At 69.4% G+C, this 17,562-nt stretch carries 15 protein-coding genes; all 15 read left to right on the top strand.

Annotated features, from left to right (window positions below; all coding sequences use genetic code 11):
• Positions 1-63 precede the first annotated feature (63 nt).
• The 15 genes from infB to ACIRG5_RS17285 all read left to right on the top strand — a co-directional run bounded on the left by infB (position 64) and on the right by ACIRG5_RS17285 (position 17,374).
• A complete protein-coding gene (infB, locus tag ACIRG5_RS17355; RefSeq protein ID WP_402905670.1) occupies positions 64-3,279 on the top strand; it encodes a translation initiation factor IF-2 in 3,216 nt (1,071 codons plus the stop codon).
• A 70-nt stretch (positions 3,280-3,349) separates the two neighbouring features.
• Complete coding sequence (locus ACIRG5_RS17350) at positions 3,350-3,646, top strand: DUF503 domain-containing protein (protein WP_189153684.1); 297 nt, start codon at positions 3,350-3,352, stop codon at positions 3,644-3,646.
• Between the two features lie 92 nt (positions 3,647-3,738).
• Positions 3,739-4,188, top strand: a complete 450-nt coding sequence (gene rbfA / locus ACIRG5_RS17345) for a 30S ribosome-binding factor RbfA (protein WP_319977444.1) — start codon at positions 3,739-3,741, stop codon at positions 4,186-4,188.
• A gap of 158 nt (positions 4,189-4,346) precedes the next feature.
• On the top strand, positions 4,347-5,333 hold the full coding sequence (locus ACIRG5_RS17340; RefSeq protein ID WP_402905667.1) for a bifunctional oligoribonuclease/PAP phosphatase NrnA: 987 nt from the start codon (positions 4,347-4,349) through the stop codon (positions 5,331-5,333).
• Entirely contained in the window at positions 5,330-6,463 is a 1,134-nt protein-coding gene (locus tag ACIRG5_RS17335; protein ID WP_402905665.1) for an ROK family protein, read from the top strand. The genes ACIRG5_RS17340 and ACIRG5_RS17335 overlap by 4 nt, the downstream gene beginning before the upstream one ends.
• 50 nt (positions 6,464-6,513) lie before the next feature.
• Positions 6,514-7,815, top strand: a complete 1,302-nt coding sequence (locus ACIRG5_RS17330) for an MATE family efflux transporter (RefSeq protein ID WP_402905664.1) — start codon at positions 6,514-6,516, stop codon at positions 7,813-7,815.
• Between the two features lie 137 nt (positions 7,816-7,952).
• Positions 7,953-9,293 (top strand): nitrate/nitrite transporter, encoded by a 1,341-nt coding sequence (locus tag ACIRG5_RS17325; RefSeq protein ID WP_402905662.1) that lies wholly within the window; start codon positions 7,953-7,955, stop codon positions 9,291-9,293.
• An 11-nt stretch (positions 9,294-9,304) separates the two neighbouring features.
• Positions 9,305-10,192: a tRNA pseudouridine(55) synthase TruB gene (gene truB / locus ACIRG5_RS17320; RefSeq protein WP_319977439.1), complete on the top strand. Its 888-nt coding sequence runs from the start codon at positions 9,305-9,307 to the stop codon at positions 10,190-10,192.
• 74 nt (positions 10,193-10,266) lie between these two features.
• Positions 10,267-11,199, top strand: a complete 933-nt coding sequence (locus ACIRG5_RS17315) for a bifunctional riboflavin kinase/FAD synthetase (RefSeq protein WP_402905660.1) — start codon at positions 10,267-10,269, stop codon at positions 11,197-11,199.
• A gap of 84 nt (positions 11,200-11,283) precedes the next feature.
• Complete coding sequence (locus ACIRG5_RS17310) at positions 11,284-11,772, top strand: helix-turn-helix transcriptional regulator (RefSeq protein ID WP_319977437.1); 489 nt, start codon at positions 11,284-11,286, stop codon at positions 11,770-11,772.
• Between the two features lie 270 nt (positions 11,773-12,042).
• Complete coding sequence (gene rpsO / locus ACIRG5_RS17305; RefSeq protein ID WP_045318466.1) at positions 12,043-12,312, top strand: 30S ribosomal protein S15; 270 nt, start codon at positions 12,043-12,045, stop codon at positions 12,310-12,312.
• 247 nt (positions 12,313-12,559) lie between these two features.
• On the top strand, positions 12,560-14,806 hold the full coding sequence (locus tag ACIRG5_RS17300) for a polyribonucleotide nucleotidyltransferase (protein ID WP_402905658.1): 2,247 nt from the start codon (positions 12,560-12,562) through the stop codon (positions 14,804-14,806).
• A gap of 107 nt (positions 14,807-14,913) precedes the next feature.
• Positions 14,914-16,206, top strand: a complete 1,293-nt coding sequence (locus ACIRG5_RS17295) for a M16 family metallopeptidase (RefSeq protein ID WP_402906192.1) — start codon at positions 14,914-14,916, stop codon at positions 16,204-16,206.
• On the top strand, positions 16,203-16,940 hold the full coding sequence (gene dapB, locus ACIRG5_RS17290; protein WP_319977435.1) for a 4-hydroxy-tetrahydrodipicolinate reductase: 738 nt from the start codon (positions 16,203-16,205) through the stop codon (positions 16,938-16,940). Before ACIRG5_RS17295 ends, dapB begins: the two co-directional genes overlap by 4 nt.
• A complete protein-coding gene (locus tag ACIRG5_RS17285; RefSeq protein ID WP_093597626.1) occupies positions 16,937-17,374 on the top strand; it encodes a tetratricopeptide repeat protein in 438 nt (145 codons plus the stop codon). The genes dapB and ACIRG5_RS17285 overlap by 4 nt, the downstream gene beginning before the upstream one ends.
• Positions 17,375-17,562 lie beyond the last annotated feature (188 nt).

The following is a 17,562-nucleotide window of genomic DNA, read 5'->3' as shown; positions in this document are numbered from 1 at the left end:
AACGCGCGACGTTAAGACGAGGTCGATGGGACTTGCCCGCCGGCCTCACGACCTAGGAGACCAGTGGCAGGCAAGGCCCGCGTGCACGAGCTCGCAAAAGAGCTCGGCGTCACGAGCAAGGAAGTTCTCAACAAGCTCGCCGAACAGGGCGAATACGTGAAGTCCGCGTCCTCGACCGTCGAGGCCCCCGTGGCCCGGCGGCTCCGTGACGCCTACGAAGCCAAGTCTTCGAAGCCGGCTCCCAAGCCGTCCGCTCCGAAGCCCAAGGCACCCGCACCCGCTGCAGCAGCGCCCGCCGCACCGGCGGAGCAGAAGCCCGCAGCTTCCGACAACCAGTCCGGCGCGCAGAAGGGCTCTCCCGGACCGCGTCCGGCCGCCCCGCGCCCGCCGGCGCCCAAGCCCGCTCCGGCAGCTCCTGCCGCGCAGGCTCCGGCTCCCGCGGCTCCCGCAGCCGCAGCGCCCGCACCTCAGCAGCCCCAGGCTCCGGCCGCCGCACCGGCACCCGCCGCGTCGGCTCCGGCCGCCCCCAAGGCTGCCCCGGCTCCCGGCGGCTCCAAGCCGGGTGGCGGTCCGCGTCCGGGCCCGCGCCCGGCTCCGCAGCAGGCGCCCCAGCAGTCCCCGCCCCAGCAGCCGCAGGCTCCGGCCGCGTCCGCTGGTGCGCAGTCCCCGTCCGTGGTTCCGCCGCGCCCGCAGTCTTCCAAGCCTGCCGGCCCGCGCGCCCCGCGTCCGGGCAACAACCCCTTCGGCGTCGGTGGCGGCAACGCTCCCTCGCCGCGTCCTGGGCCTCGTCCCGGCCCGCGTCCGGAGCAGGGCGAGCGCCCCTCCGGCCCGAAGCCCGGCGACCCGCGCCCGGCGAACCCTCGTCCGAGTGGTGCGCCCGGCCAGGGTGGTCAGCGTCCGGCTGCCGCACAGGGCGGTCGTCCCGGCGGTCCCGGCCAGGGCGGTCCCCGTCCCGGTGGGCCCGGTCAGGGCGGTCCTCGTCCCAACCCGGGCAACATGCCCCCGCGTCCGAACCCCGGCATGATGCCGGGCAACCGTCCGGCCGGTAACCGGCCTGGTCCCGGTGGCGGCGGCGGTGGCGGTCGTCCTGGTGGCGGCGGCGGTGGCGGCGGTCGTCCCGGTGGGGGCGGCGGCGGTGGCGGCGGCTTCCGCGGAGGCGGCGGTGGCGGTGGCGGCGGTGGCGGCTTCCGTCCCGGCGGTGGCGGTGGCGGCGCTGGTGGCGGCTTCCGTCCCGGTGGCGGCGGCGGTGGCGCTGGTGGCGGCTTCCGTCCTGGTGGCGGCGGTGGCGGTGCCCCGGCCGGTGGCGGCGGTTTCCGCGGTCGTCCCGGTGGTGGCGGCGGCGCTGGTCGCGGCGGTACCGCTGGTGCCTTCGGTCGTCCGGGTGGTCCGGCGCGTCGTGGACGCAAGTCCAAGCGGCAGAAGCGCCAGGAGTACATGGACAACATGCAGGCGCCTTCGGTCGGTGGCGTCCGCCTGCCCAAGGGGCAGGGCGAGACGATCCGCCTGCCGCGCGGTGCCTCGCTGACCGACTTCGCCGACAAGATCAACGCCAACCCGGCGTCGCTCGTGCAGGTGCTCTTCCACCTGGGCGAGATGGTCACGGCGACCCAGTCGGTGTCCGACGAGATCTTGGAGCTGCTCGGCACCGAGATGAACTACGTCGTGCAGGTCGTGTCCCCCGAGGAGGAGGACCGCGAGCTGCTCGAGACGTTCGACATCACCTACGGCGAGGACGCCGGTGGCGAGGACGACCTGCAGATCCGTCCGCCGGTCGTGACCGTCATGGGTCACGTCGACCACGGTAAGACGCGCCTGCTCGACACCATCCGCAAGGCGAAGGTCGCCGAGGGCGAGGCCGGTGGCATCACCCAGCACATCGGTGCCTACCAGGTGCAGACCGAGCTCGAGGGCAACCCGCGGCTCATCACCTTCATCGACACCCCGGGTCACGAGGCGTTCACCGCCATGCGTGCTCGTGGTGCGAACGCGACCGACATCGCGGTCATCGTCGTCGCCGCTGACGACGGCGTGATGCCGCAGACGGTCGAGGCCATCAACCACGCGCAGGCAGCTCAGGCGCCGATCGTGGTCGCGGTCAACAAGATCGACAAGGAGGGTGCGAACCCCTCCAAGATCCGTCAGCAGCTGACCGAGTACGGCCTGGTCGCCGAGGAGTATGGCGGCGACACGATGTTCGTCGACATCTCCGCGAAGCAGGGCATCAACATCGACAGCCTCCTCGAGGCCATCCTGTTGACCGCCGACGCCTCGCTGGACCTCCGGGCCAACCCGGACATGGAGGCCCAGGGTGTCGCGATCGAGGCTCACCTCGACCGCGGTCGCGGTCCGGTCGCCACGGTGCTCGTCCAGCGCGGATCGCTCCGCGTGGGTTCCTCGATCGTCGCGGGTGACGCCTACGGTCGCGTCCGCCGCATGGTCGACGAGCACGGCGATGACGTCACCGTCGCGACCCCGTCGCGTCCGGTGCAGGTCATCGGTCTGACCTCGGTGCCGCGCGCCGGTGACTCGTTCCTCGTCGTCGACGAGGACCGCGTCGCCCGCCAGATCGCCGAGCGTCGTCAGGCCCGCACCCGCAACGCCGCCAACGCGGCGAAGCGCAAGCGCGTCAGCCTGGAAGACCTGGACGCAGCGCTCAAGGAAACCAGCGCTCTCACCTTGATCATCAAGGGTGACAACTCGGGTACCGTCGAGGCCCTCGAGGACGCGCTCATGAAGATCGAGGTCGGCGACGACGTCGAGCTGCGCGTGATCCACCGCGGTGTCGGTGGCATCACCGAAGGCGACATCAACCTCGCCGTGGCCGGTTCCGCCATCGTCCTGGGCTTCAACGTCCGGGCCGAGGGCAAGGCGACCGAACTCGCGAACCGCGAAGGTGTGGACGTCCGGTACTACACGGTCATCTACTCGGCGATCGACGAGATCGAGGCGGCCCTCAAGGGTCTCCTCAAGCCGGAGTTCGAAGAGGTCCAGCTCGGCCGCGCCGAGGTCCGCGACGTCTTCAAGTCCTCCAAGGTCGGCACGATCGCGGGTTGCATGGTCCTGTCGGGCGAGATCCGCCGCAACGCGCGTGCTCGCCTGATCCGTGACGGCAAGGTGATCGCGGAGAACCTCCCGATCAGCTCGCTCAAGCGGTTCAAGGACGACGCCACCGAGGTCCGCGAAGGTTTCGAGTGTGGTCTCACGCTCGGCAACTACAGCGACCTGAAGCTGGAAGACATCATCGAGACCTTCGAGATGCGCGAGAAGCCGCGCGCCTAGTCGGTAGGTGAAGGGTGCGGAGCCGTTTAACCGATGGCTCCGCACCCTTTTCTTCTGGAGGATCTTGCCCATGTACGTGGGTGCTCTGGAACTGGACGTGCTCTTGGGCGACGTCCACTCGTTGAAGGAGAAGCGCTCGGTGGTGCGGCCCCTCGTGGCCGAACTGCGCAAGCGCTTCGAGGTCGCTGTCTCCGAAGCCGGTCATCTGGACCTGCATCGGCGCAGCTTGATCGGGGTCGCGGCCGTCGCCGCAGACCTGGAGCACGTCAGGGACGTTCTCGCCGGCTGTGAAAGGCTGGTCGCCGGACGTCCCGAACTGGAACTGCTTTCAGCACGGACAAGACTGGTCGGGCCCGAGGACGAGTGACCGCGGCTCGAACTGGCACTGCACTGTGCTTATTGCCTTTCGGGCCCGGACGCGTTTCGTCGGGCCGGAGGACGACTAGGAAGGGGAGGCTCGTGGCCGACACGGCACGTGCCCGCAAGCTCGCCAAGCGGATCTCGCAGATCGTGGCTTCGGCTCTGGAGCACGAGGTCAAGGATCCGCGGTTGGCTCGGGTCACGATCACCGACACCAAGGTGACCGGGGATCTGCACGACGCGACCGTCTACTACACGGTGCTCGGTGAGCGCCTGAACGTGGAGCCCGACTACGTCGGTGCCGCTCTGGCACTGGAGAGCGCCAAGGGTGTGCTGCGGTCGATGGTCGGAGCTCAGACGGGGGTGCGTTTCACGCCCACGCTGACGTTCATGACCGACACCGTGCCGGACGAGGCTCGGAAGATGGAAGAGCTTCTCGCCAAGGCGCAGGCCTCGGACGCCGAGGTGGCTCGGCGCGCGGTGGGAGCTGCTCCCGCCGGCGAGGCCGACCCGTACAAGGCTCCTCGTGAGGACGAAGACGAGGACTGATGAGTGCTGACCAAGGCGGGACACGTGCGAACGTGTCCCGTTTTCGTGTTGCCCGGCCGTTCGTCCACATGGCACACAGGCGCGGAAACCGGATGGAAACTGTCTTGTCTGAGGGTGCCGTACAACATTTCGAGACGGTGAGCGGCTAACGTCTCCCTGTGGCAGACGACCTGAGCACCACCATTGCCGAGGCCGCGCGGTTGCTGGCCGGCGCCCGTGATGTGACCCTTCTCAGTCACATCAACCCCGACGCGGACACGCTCGGGAGTGCCCTCGCGGTGGGACTCGCGTTGCACCGGCGCGGAGTGACGGTGCGGGTGGCCTTCGGCGAGCCAGAAGGCGTGCCTGAAAGCCTGAAGGCGCTGGACACGGCGGGGTTGCTGGTGCACCGCGACGAGGTGCCGCAGCAGCCGGAGTTCCTGGTCGTCATGGACACGGGAAGCCTGCAGCGGCTCGGACCGCTCGCCGGTCGCGTGGCCGCCTGTACCGGGCCTGTAATCGTTGTGGACCACCACGTGTCGAACACGCGGTACGGAACGGTGCACTGCGTCGACGAGCACGCGGAAGCCACGGCGCTCATTGCGCTCAAGTTGCTCGACGAGATGGACGTCGAGATCGACGAGCCCATTGCCCGGTGCATCTACGCCGGACTCGTGACCGATACCGGGGGCTTCCGGAAGGCCGGTCCCGAGGCTCACCACACCGCCGCGCGGTTGCTGGAGACCGGAGTGGACGCGTATGCCGTTACGCGGCCGTTGATGGACGCGCATCCGTTCGCGTACCTCGGCATGTTGTCGCGGGTGCTGGCCAAAGCAGAGCTTGACCAGAACGCCGCACACGGTCTGGGACTGGCGCATGCGGTCGTGAGTCTCGATGACGCGCGTGGCGTGCGTAGTGAAGAGGTGGAGAGCGTGATCGACGTCGTGCGCTCCGCCTCCGAGGCCGAGGTCGCGGCCGTGTTGAAGGAACTGCGGCCTGGGTTCTGGTCCGTGTCGCTGCGGGCCGTGAGCCGGGTCGACGTTCGTGAGGTGGCGCAGATCCTCGGCGGCGGTGGGCATCGGCTGGCGGCCGGGTTCACGTTCGACGGGGCCGCTGAGCAGGTCGTCGCCGCGCTGAAGGGCGCGTTGGAGCGGGTGGAGTCATGACACGGACAGGGAGCCCGCGGCTGCTGCGGGAGATCAACGACCGGGCCGCGATCGAGACGCTGTTGCGCAGTGGGGCGATGACGCGGGCCGAGCTGGAGGAGGTCATCGGGCTGTCCAAGCCCGCGACCGCCCAGCTGCTGGCGCGGCTCGAGGAGGACGGCATGGTCGTCCGCACGGGGTTGCGCGGCGGCGGGCGTGGACCTCGGGCGCAGATGTGGGCCGTCAACGGCGGCGTCGGGTACGTGGCCGCGGTGGCGCTGACGGCCGAGCTGATCGACGTGGCCATCGCGGACATCACCGGGTCGCTGCTGGCCGAGCACAGCGCGCCGATGCCCAAGGAGAACACCCTTCAGGTCTTCCGGGAGACGGTGCAGAAGGCGACGGCGCTGGCCGGGCTCAAGCTCGACGCGCTGGCGCACGTCGTCGTCGGCACGCCGGGCGCCGTGGATCCGTCCACCGGCCACCTCGGGTTCGCGCCGCACCTGCCGGGACTGACGGATGTCGACCTGCCCTCGACGTTGCGCGAGCTGTTCGGCACGTCGGTGTCGATCGAGAACGACATCAACCTCGCCGCGCTGGAGGAGATGAGCTCCGGCAAGGCGGCCGGTGTGCGCAACTTCGTGCTGTTCTGGCCCGCGGACGAGATCGGGTCGGCGGTCGTGGTCAACGGCGTGCTGCTGCGCGGCGTCACGGGCGGCGCGGGCGAGATCGACTCCATGCAGGTGCCCGGTGGGCGCTACGGCGACCAGGTCGACAGCGACGCGATCGTGCGGCTGGCGGCCGAGTACGGCATCAAGGAGTCGTCGGGGCTGGAAGCGGTGGCGCACGCGCTCAACGCCGGCACCGAGGGACGGGCGTTCCTCACGGCTCTCGCGCACCGGATCGCGCTCGGGCTCGCGAACGTCGTGTGCGTGCTCGACCCGGAGCTGGTGCTGCTGTCCGGTGGGGTGGCGCACGCGGGTGGCGAGACGTTGTGCGATCTCGTGGCCTCCGAGCTGTTGAAGCTCGTGGTGCCGCGGACGCCGGTGTACCTCGCGCAGATCACCGCGAACCCGGTGCGGGCAGGAGCGTTGCACTCGGCGCTGGCCGTGGCGCGCGAGCAGGTGTTCGGGTTGCCCCAACGGTCGTGAGTGGCCGCCGTCACCGCACGACCGTGCCCTTGGGAGCATAGGTTCGTCCGGTGGAGGATCGGGTTCCCGCTCGGCGGGTGATCGGGCTGGCGGTGCCCGCTCTCGGGGTGCTGGCGGCCGAGCCGTTGTACGTGCTCGTCGACACGGCTGTGGTGGGGCATCTGGGGGCGTTGCCGCTCGCCGGGCTCGCGCTCGGTGGTGTGCTGCTCACGCAGGTGTCGACGCAGCTGACGTTCCTCTCGTACGGCACGACGGCGCGCACGGCTCGGTTGCACGGGGCTGGGCGGCGTCAGGAGGCCGTCGAGGAGGGCGTGCAGGCGACGTGGCTGGCGCTGGCGGCCGGGGTGCTCGTCGTGCTTCTGGGGCAGCTGTTCGCGCGGCCGCTGGCGGAACTGCTCGCCGGTGGCGGTGCTGTGGCGGACGCGGCGGTGGAGTGGGTGCGCATCGCGTTGTTCGGTGCGCCGTTCATCCTCGTCACGATGGCCGGCAACGGGTGGATGCGCGGTGTTCAGGACACCAAACGGCCTCTGAAGTACATCCTGATCGGCAACGGCATCAGCGCGGTGCTGTGTCCGGCGCTCGTCTACGGCGCGGGCTGGGGGCTGGAGGGCTCCGCGGTCGCGAACGTGGTGGCGCAGGTGCTGTCGGCCGGGTTGTTCTTCAAGGCGCTCTTCGCGGAGCACGTGTCGTTGAAGCCGCAGTGGACCGCCATGCGCGCGCAGCTCGGCATGGGGCGTGATCTTGTGTTGCGGAGCCTGGCGTTCCAAGCGTGCTTCATCAGTGCTGCCTCCGTGGCGGCGCGATCCTCCGTAGCCGCCTTGGGTGCGCATCAGGTCGTGTTGCAGTTGTGGACGTTCCTCGCACTTGTGCTCGACTCGTTGGCCATCGCGGCGCAGTCGCTCGTGGGCGCGGCGCTGGGGGCGTCGAAGCGCAGGCAGGCGGAGAAGCTCGCCTGGCAGATCACGCGGTACGGGCTGGTGTTCGGCATCGGGCTCGGGGTCGTGTTCGCGGCGCTGTTCCCCGTGCTGCCGCGGGCGTTCACGACGGACGCCGGGGTGCTGGGTGAGATTCCGAACGCGTGGTGGTTCTTCGTTGCGCTGCAACCGATCGCGGGTGTGGTGTTCGCGTTGGACGGTGTGCTGCTCGGCGCGGGCGACGTGAAGTTCATGCGGACCGCGACGCTCGGGTCGGCGGTGATCGGGTTCCTGCCGCTCGTGTGGGCCTCGTACGCGTTCGGGTGGGGGCTAGCCGGGATCTGGACGGGGCTCTCGGCGTTCATGGTGCTGCGACTGGTCGCCGTCGTGTGGCGCACGCGGTCGGGGGAGTGGGCGGTCGAGGGCGCGGTCCGCTAGGCCGTGTGAGCAGCCCCACGGGGTGGACGCCCCGATCGGACGCTGTGTCCGACCTCACGGCATGAAATCGTTACCAAGAAGGTTGTTTAGGCGATGTAACTAATGTCTGCCTGCCTCCGACCTGGGAGAGTGCCGCCTTGCCACCGGTCCGCCAGAATGATTTTGGCAGCGCCACCGCGGCCTCGTGGCTGATCTGGACCACCGCCGTCTTCGTCTACTTCGCCGCCCTGTTCCACCGCACCACGCTCGGCGTGGCCGGACTGGAGGCGAGCGAACGCTTCGGGCTCGGACCCGCTCAGCTCGGTGTGTTCACCGTGCTGCAGATCGGTGTCTACGCCCTCATGCAGATCCCCACCGGCCTGCTGGTGGACCGCTACGGGCCGCGCCGGGTGCTCACCGTCGCCGCCCTGCTCATGGGCACCGGCCAGGTGCTCTTCGCCATCGCCGACTCCTACGGGCTCGGACTCGTCGCGCGGGCCGTGCTGGGCATGGGCGACGCGATGACGTTCATCAGCGTGATCCGGCTCGTCGCGACGCACTTCCCGCCGCGCCAGTACTCGCTGGTCGTCGCGGTCACGGCCGCGATCGGTGGCGTCGGCAACCTCGTCGCCACCGTGCCGCTGACGCTCATGCTCGGCTCGATCGGGTGGACGTGGGCGTTCCTCATCGCCGGTGGAGTGACCGCGCTGTACTCGGTCGTGGCGTTCTCGCGCGTGCGGGACGTGCCGGCCGGATTCACCGCGCCGAAGCCGGAAGTCGTGCCGGTGCGCAAGATCTGGCCGAAGGTGCGGCAGGCGTGGCGCGTGCCCGGCACCCGGCTCGGGTTCTGGGCGCACTTCAGCACCATGTCGACACCGGCTGTGATCGGTCTGCTGTGGGGCTATCCGTACCTCGTGCAGGCGCAGGGGATGTCGCCGCGCGCCGCGTCCTCCACGCTCGGGCTGCTCGTCATCGGCGCGATCGTGGCGAGCCCGATCATCGGCGGGATCTTCTCGCGCAACCCCGAGTGGCGCATGCCGATCTCGGTCGGGTTCCTGGCGTTCGCGTTCACCGGGTGGGGCGTGCTGCTGCTGTGGCCGGGCGGGCACGTGCCGGCGCCGGTCATCGCCGTGGTGTTCCTCGTGCTGACCGTGGGCGGGCCGATCTCGGGCGTCGCGTTCGCGCTGGCCCGTGACTACAACCCGTCGCATCGCCAGTCCACCGCGAGCGGCCTGGTCAACGTCGGCGGCTTCCTCGCGGTGACCGTGACCGCGCTGGGCGTCGGCGTGCTGCTGGACCTCGTCGAGGGTGTGCTGGCGCCCGTCACGGCGTTCCGCGTGGCGTTGAGCTTCTGCGTGCTGGTGCTCGTTCTGGGCGGCTGGCGGATGCTCGTGTGGTGGCGTCGCGCGCGTGCCGCCGTGTTCGAGGCGGAGGAGCGTGGCGAGACGGTTCCGGTCCAGATCCGGCGTCGTCGTTGGGACGCTCTGCACGTCGCTTAAGCTTCTGCGCCGTGAAACCCTCTGTTGCACCGGGCCTGGTCGTCGTCGACAAGCCGGACGGCATGACCTCGCACGACGTGGTGGCGCGTGTGCGCAGGATTCTCGGCACCCGCAAGGTCGGGCACGCCGGCACGCTGGACCCGATGGCGACCGGCGTGCTCGTGCTCGGCATCGAACGGGCGACGAAGCTCCTCGGCCACCTCGCCCTCGACAGCAAGGCCTATCTGGCGACGATCGTGCTCGGCGCGTCCACCACGACGGACGACGCCGAGGGCGAGGTTCTGTCCACTGAGGACGCTTCCGACGTCGCGGACGACGCCATCGCGGCCGAGATCGCGAAGCTGACCGGCCCGATCCAGCAGGTGCCGTCGTCCGTCTCCGCCGTGAAGATCGACGGCAAGCGCGCCTACGCACGGGTACGCGCCGGTGAGGAAGTCGAGATCCCCGCGCGCCCCGTGACCGTGCACCGGTTCGACGTGCTGTTCTCACGCCGTGAGGACAAGAAGGTCCTTCTCGACGTGATGGTCGAATGCTCGTCCGGCACCTACGTGCGCGCGCTGGCTCGCGACCTCGGCGCCGCACTGGGCGTCGGCGGTCACCTGGGGGCGTTGCGGCGCACCAGGGTCGGCCCGTTCGACCTCCGCGTCGCCAAGACGCTGGCGCAATTGGAGGAGACGCCCGGTCTGTCGCTGGACCTGGACTCCGCGGTCGCGACGGCGTTCCCGCGCCGGGAGATCGACCCGGCCGAGGCCTCCGCGCTGTCGCACGGGCAGCGGTTGCGCGCGGGCGGGATCGACGGGACCTACGGGGTGTTCGGGCCGGACGGGCACGTCATCGCGCTGGTCAAGGACGAGGGCACCGCCTGCAAGCCGATCGTCGTGCTGAGCCCGGCTGACTGACGGTGTGCCCGAGTTCGGACCGTCTTGCGAGGTGGGCGGGCATCAGGCGGGGCAGGCGCCGTAGGCTGATCACCGTGCAACGCTGGCGCGGACTAGATCACCTTCCCGGCGGCTGGGGCCGCTGCGTAGTGACCATCGGCGTGTTCGACGGTGTCCACAAAGGCCACCAGGCGCTCATCGGACGTGCCGTCGAACTCGCGGAGCAGCGCGGCCTGCCGAGCGTGCTGATGACCTTCGACCCCCACCCGTCCGAGGTGGTGCGGCCCGGTAGCCACCCCGCGCAGCTCACCACGCTGCGGCGGCGGGCAGAGCTGGTCGAGGAGCTGGGCATCGACCACTTCGTGGTGGTGCCGTTCAGCCTGGAGACCAGCAGGATGCCCGCCGACCAGTTCGTGCACGAGGTGCTGGTCGAGAAGCTGCACGCGGCGGCCGTCGTGGTGGGGGAGAACTTCACCTTCGGGCACAAGGCGTTGGGTACCGTCGCGATGCTGCGCCAGCTCGGGCAGCGGTTCGGATTCGTGACCGAGGGGGCTGATCTGGTGTCCGCAGAAGAGGTGACGTACTCGTCCACCTACATCCGGGCGTGCATCGACGCCGGCGACGTGAAGGCGGCGGCGGAGGCGCTGGGCCGCCCGCACCGGCTCGAGGGGATCGTCGTCAAGGGCGACGGGCGGGGCAAGGACCTCGGGTTCCCGACCGCCAACCTGTCGACGCCGAAGTTCGCGGCCGTTCCGGCGGACGGCATCTACGCGTGCTGGTTCACCGACGCCAAGGGCAAGACGTTGAAGGCCGCGGTCTCCGTGGGCACCAACCCGACTTTCTCCGGCAGGGAACGCCGGGTCGAGGCGTTCGTCCTCGACGTCGACGAGGACTACTACGGGCAGCGCGTCGCCCTGGACTTCGTCGACAGGCTGCGCGAGATGGAGAAGTACGACTCCGTCGAGGCCCTGCTCGAACAAATGCATCGAGATGTAGACCGAACGAGGGAACTGCTCACCGAGTCGTGACCGCCAGATTGAGCGAAGCGGACGTCTGTGCGGTCGCGGGCTGGCAGGATGCGGGTCGGAGTGCGTGCTACTGGAGAGGGCGACGTGGAGGACCACAAGATCGTTCAGCGCAACCTCGCCCTGCAAAGGGAGTGGTACGGGGAGCCTCTGGGTGACCGCGTGCGCCGGTTGGTCGTGGCCTTCAACGTGTCCCAGGCCCAGCTCGCGGACGTGCTCGGGATCAGCGCGCCGATGCTCAGCCAGGTGATGAGCGGCCGGCGCGCCAAGATCGGCAACCCCTCCGTGCTCGCGCGGATGATCATGCTGGAGCGCAAGATCCTCACGCCGGACGTGGCGACCGGGGCGCCGGAGGCGTTGCAGCGGGCCCTCGACGACGTGCGGGAGTCCAAGCCGACGGTGTCGCGTGACTCGTTGCCGGTCAACGGGGACGAGAGCGTCGCGTACCCGGTGCTGCGCCGCGTCGCGGACCGCGTCGAGCTCCAGCAGGCCGCGGACCTGCTGCACGAGGACTTCCCCGCGATCGCCGAGCTGTTCCGCCGCGCCATCCGCGCCGCGGGTTATCCGGTGAAGTGAATTAATTCGGTTGGCACGGCCGCCGGTGCGCACGACAATGGGTGAGCGCGCCGCACGGTGGCGCGAAACAGCGCTCGTGAGCAGCGCCGACGGTGCCCGCACACCCGTGAATCAGGTGGGGTTGCGCACGTCAGCGCGCCGCTGAGCACTGTGCCTGATAGCCTTCGCAGTTGGGTCTGGCTGCGGTCCGTGGCGGCCAGTACCGGCTACCCCGGCCAGCAATTCGGCGGACGGGGCCGCACGGACCTGAACAAGTAGGAGAAGTACCTAGTGGCACTGTCCACGGATCAGAAGAAGTCCATCCTCGGTGAGTACGGTCTGCACGACTCGGACACCGGCTCCACCGAGGCCCAGGTGGCCCTGCTGAGCAAGCGCATCGCCGACCTCACGGAGCACCTGAAGCAGCACAAGCACGACCACCACTCCCGCCGTGGTCTTCTGCTGATGGTCGGCCGTCGCCGCCGTCTGCTGAACTACCTGACCAAGGTGGACATCAACCGCTACCGCGCGCTGATCCAGCGCCTCGGTCTGCGCAGGTGATACCTGCCGAGGGGGAGTGACCGGCCGGTCACTCCCCCTCGGCGCACAACCGGGTGTATACAGATCCCTGGTTGCAAAGAGGAACGAAACATCAGGACCCGCATCGCGCGAAGCAGTTATCGCCGGTCCTCGGTAGTGGCCTCCTGGTTGCCAATTGGATGTTGGCAGTGCCCCAGGGGACTTCGATCGAAGACCGGCCTCGTCAAAACGCGTGAGCGGTGTCCAAAAGACGAGGAGTAACAAGTAAATGACGGACATCGAGGTCCACGAGGCGACTGCCGTTATCGACAACGGCAAGTTCGGCTCGCGCTCCATCCGCTTCGAGACCGGGCGCCTCGCGCGTCAGGCCGCCGGCAGCGTGGTGGCGTACCTGGACGACGAGACCATGCTTCTGAGCGCCACGACGGCGTCGAAGCACCCCAAGGAGCACTTCGACTTCTTCCCCCTCACGGTGGACGTCGAGGAGCGCATGTACGCCGCGGGCCGCATCCCCGGCTCGTTCTTCCGGCGTGAGGGCCGTCCCAGCACGGACGCCATCCTCACCTGCCGCCTGATCGACCGTCCGCTGCGCCCGTCCTTCGTGGACGGTCTGCGCAACGAGATCCAGGTCGTCATCACGGTGATGAGCCTGAACCCGAAGGACCTGTACGACGTCGTGGCGATCAACGCCGCGTCCGCGTCGACGCAGCTCGCGGGCCTGCCGTTCTCCGGCCCGATCGGTGGCGTCCGCGTCGCTCTGATCGAGGGCCAGTGGGTGGCGTTCCCGACCTACGAGCAGCTCGAGAAGGCCGTGTTCGACATGGTCGTCGCGGGTCGTGTCGTCGAGTCCGGTGACGTCGCGATCATGATGGTCGAGGCCGAGGCCACCGACAACGTGATCGACATGATCGCCGAGGGTGCCACCGCCCCGACCGAAGAGGTCGTGGCCGCGGGCCTCGAGGCCGCCAAGCCGTTCATCAAGGTCCTCTGCGAGGCCCAGGCGCAGCTCGCCCAGGTCGCCGCGAAGGCCACCGGCGAGTACCCGACGTACCCGGCCTACCAGGCCGACGCGTTCGAGGCCGTCGAGTCCTCCGCCTCCGGTGAGCTGGCGCAGGCGCTGACCATCGCGGGCAAGGCCGAGCGCGAGTCCAAGCTGGACGAGGTCAAGGCCGCCACGCTGGAGAAGCTGGCCGAGCAGTTCGAGGGTCGCGAGAAGGAGGTCGGCGCCGCGTTCCGCTCGCTGACCAAGAAGCTCGTGCGCCAGCGCATCCTGCGCGACAAGGTCCGCATCGACGGTCGTGGCCTCACGGACATCCGTGACCTCGGCGCCGAGGTGGCCGTGATCCCGAGGACGCACGGTTCGGCGCTGTTCGAGCGCGGCGAGACCCAGATCCTGGGAGTCACCACGCTGAACATGCTGCGCATGGAGCAGCAGATCGACTCGCTGGCTCCCGAGACGCACAAGCGTTACCTGCACCACTACAACTTCCCGCCCTACTCGACCGGTGAGACCGGCCGCGTGGGTTCGCCGAAGCGCCGCGAGATCGGCCACGGCGCGCTGGCCGAGCGGGCGATCATGCCCGTGCTGCCCAAGCGCGAGGAGTTCCCCTACGCGATCCGCCAGGTGTCCGAGGCGCTGAGCTCCAACGGCTCGACGTCCATGGGCTCGGTCTGCGCGTCGACGCTGTCGCTGCTCAACGCGGGTGTCCCGCTGAAGGCGCCGGTCTCCGGCATCGCGATGGGTCTCGTCTCCGACGAGGTCGACGGTGAGACCCGCTACGTGGCGCTGACCGACATCCTCGGTGCCGAGGACGCGTTCGGCGACATGGACTTCAAGGTCGCGGGCACCAAGGAGTTCGTGACGGCGCTGCAGCTCGACACGAAGCTCGACGGCATCCCGTCCGAGGTGCTGGCGGCGGCGCTGGGCCAGGCCCGCGACGCGCGCTACACCATCCTGGAGGTCATGGCCGAGGCCATCTCCGACCCGGACGAGATGAGCGCCTTCGCTCCGCGCGTGACGTCGGTCAAGATCCCGACCGACAAGATCGGCGAGGTCATCGGCCCGAAGGGCAAGATGATCAACTCGATCACCGAGCAGACCGGTGCCGACATCTCCATCGAGGACGACGGCACGATCTACGTCGGTGCGGCGGACGGCCCCTCGGCCGAGGCCGCGATCGGCATGATCAACGCGATCGCGAACCCGCAGCTGCCGAAGGTCGGCGAGCGCTTCCTGGGCACCGTGGTGAAGACCGCGGCGTTCGGCGCGTTCGTCTCGCTGCTGCCCGGCAAGGACGGCCTCGTCCACATCTCGAAGCTGGGCAACGGCAAGCGCATCGCGAAGGTCGAGGACGTCGTCTCGGTCGGAGACAAGCTCCGCGTCGAGATCGCCGACATCGACCAGCGCGGCAAGATCAGCCTCGTCGTCGTGAACGAGGACGACGCCGCGAAGCCGGCTGACGCACCGGAGGCCGCCGCGGCCACCGAGGCCGCTGAGGCGGCTCCCGCGCAGTGAGCACGACAGACAACAACGTGACGGCCGCGGGTGCATCCACCCGCGGCCGTCCGCGTACCGGAACGCTGGGGCACCTTCAGCGGCCGGGCAGCACGCGAGTGCTCGAGATGTCCGCGGGGTCCGAGGTGCGGCGCAGCATGCTGCCCTCGGGCCTGCGGGTCATCACCGAGCGCATCCCGAGCGTGCGGTCCGCGTCGGTCGGGCTGTGGGTGCAGGTCGGGTCCCGTGACGAACGGCCCGAGGTCGCGGGTGCCGCGCACTACCTGGAACACCTGCTGTTCAAGGGAACGGCGCGACGCACGGCGGCGGCCATCGCGGAGGAGATCGACGCGGTCGGCGGCGAGCTGAACGCGTTCACCGCGAAGGAGCACACCTGCTACTACGCGCACGTCCTGGACGAGGACCTGCCGCTCGCGGTGGACCTGGTCGCGGACGTGGTGTTCGAGGCCATTTGCGGTCCGCGTGACTTCGAGACCGAACGCGGTGTCGTGCTCGAAGAGATCGCGATGCGCGACGACGACCCCGAGGACCTGCTGCACGACGCGTTCATCGAGTCGTTGTTCGGCGGACATGCGTTGGGGCGCCCGGTTCTCGGCACCGAGAAGTCCATTCAGGACATGGAACGCGACGCGCTCTACTCGTTCTACAAGAAGCGGTACACGTTGCCGCGCATGGTGTTCTCCGTCGCGGGCAACATCGAGCACACGCACGTGATGCGCCTGGTGCGCAAGGCCGTCGGCGACCGGCTGTCGCGGGAGGGCAGCGCGGTGGTGCCACGGGCAGGTCGCGCGCGCATCGCCGACGCCCGCAAACTGGTGCTGCACACCGACGACACCGAGCAGGCGCACCTGATGCTCGGCATGCGCGGTATCGACCGCCACGACGAGCGCCGCTTCGCGTTGAACGTGCTGAACGCGGCCATCGGCGGTGGCATGAGCTCCCGGTTGTTCCAGGAGGTCCGCGAACGGCGAGGCCTGGCCTACCAGGTCTACTCGTCCGTCGGCCTGTACGCGGACACCGGCACGTTCGCCGTCTACGCGGGCTGCCAGCCGGACCGGCTCGGCGAGACCGCGGGCGTCATCCGCGAGGTGCTCGTGGACGTCGCGCGCGGTGGCCTGTCGGACGCGGAAGTGGCGCGCGGCAAGGGACAGCTGCGCGGCGCGCTCGTGCTGGGCCTGGAGGACACCAGCTCCCGGATGTCGCGCATCGGCAAGTCCGAACTGAACTACGGCGATCACCTGAGCGTCGAGGACACGCTGGCGCGGATCGACGCCGTGTCGGCAGACGAAGTGGCGTCGCTCGCACGTGATCTGCTTCGCCGTCCCGTCGCCGCGGCGGTGGTCGGCCCTTACGATCACGTCGACGATCTGCCGGACCAGGTACACGAGGTGATTGCATGATTCGCGTCGGAGTTCTCGGCGCGCGGGGCCGCATGGGTTCCGAGGTGGTCCGCGCGGTCGACGCCGCGAAGGGCATGGAGGTCGTGTCGGCCATCGACGCCGACGACCCGTTGTCCGCGCTCGTCGACGCGGGCGTTCAGGTCGTCGTCGACTTCACGCACCCCGACGTGGTGATGGGGAACCTCGCGTTCTGCATCGCCAACGGAATCCATTGCGTCGTCGGCACTTCTGGTTTCGACAACGCGAAGCTCGCCGAGGTCGAGGCACTGCTCGCGGACCAGCCTTCGGTCGGTGTGCTGGTGGCGCCGAACTTCGGCATCGGTGCCGTGCTGCTGATGCGCTTCTCGGAGATCGCCGCCCGCTACTACGAGTCGGCCGAGATCATCGAGCTGCACCACCCGCGCAAGGCAGACGCCCCGTCGGGCACGGCCGCCCACACCGCCCGCCTGATCGCGGCCGCGCGTGAGGGCATGGACCCGATGCCCGACGCGACCACGCAGGAGGAGCCGGGCGCGCGCGGTGCCGTCGTCGACGGCGTGCGGGTCCACTCGCTGCGGATCTCCGGGATGATCGCGCACCAGGAGGTCGTGTTCGGTGGCGAGAGCGAGACCCTGACGATCCGTCAGGACTCGTTGCACCGCACCTCTTTCATGCCCGGCGTGGTGCTGGGCGTGCGGGAGATCGTCGGTCGTCCCGGGCTCACCGTCGGCCTAGACAAGTACCTGGACCTGTGAAGGTCCGCGTCACCGTCGGGGTGCTGATCGCGGCCCTCGCGGTCTACTTCGTCCTGCTCACCGGCCGCGCTCTGGCGTTGTTGCAGACCGGCGAGGTGGTCGGCGTGCTGCTGGGCGTCGGCGTGCTGATCCTGCCGCTGCTGGGCGTCTGGCTCGTGTACTCCAACCTGCGCTTCGGGTGGGAGACCGAGAAGATGGCCCGCGAACTCGACGCGGACGGCCTGCTGCCGGACGTGTCGCACCTGCCGCGCCGCCCGTCGGGGCGAGTGGATCGGGACGCCGCCGACGAGTGGTTCGAGGAGCGCCGGGCCGAGGTCGAGGCTTCACCCGACGACTGGCGCGTCTGGTTCCGGCTCGCTTACGCGTACGACATCGCGGGGGACCGCGGCCGGGCGCGCGAGACGATGCGCAAGGCCATCGAACTGCATGCCTGATCTTGTCGGTGGTGCCGAGTACGTCCACCGCCTGGTTGTTGTGGCATCTGCGAGCACCACCAACTCTTGATCGGATCGCCCGGCTGAAGGTCTGGTGGTCTTGAGTTGGTGGTACTCGCAGACGCCCTTGCCGCGTGGTGGCGAAGCTGCGGAAACCGTCAGACCCACTGAGCACGGTGAAACGCAGG

The sequence above is a fragment of the Lentzea sp. NPDC102401 genome (assembly GCF_044765805.1).
GTDB classification, from domain to species: domain Bacteria; phylum Actinomycetota; class Actinomycetes; order Mycobacteriales; family Pseudonocardiaceae; genus Lentzea; species Lentzea sokolovensis.
The sequence above is the reverse complement of the archived record's forward strand: the minus strand, read 5'-3'. Positions and strand labels throughout refer to the sequence as shown.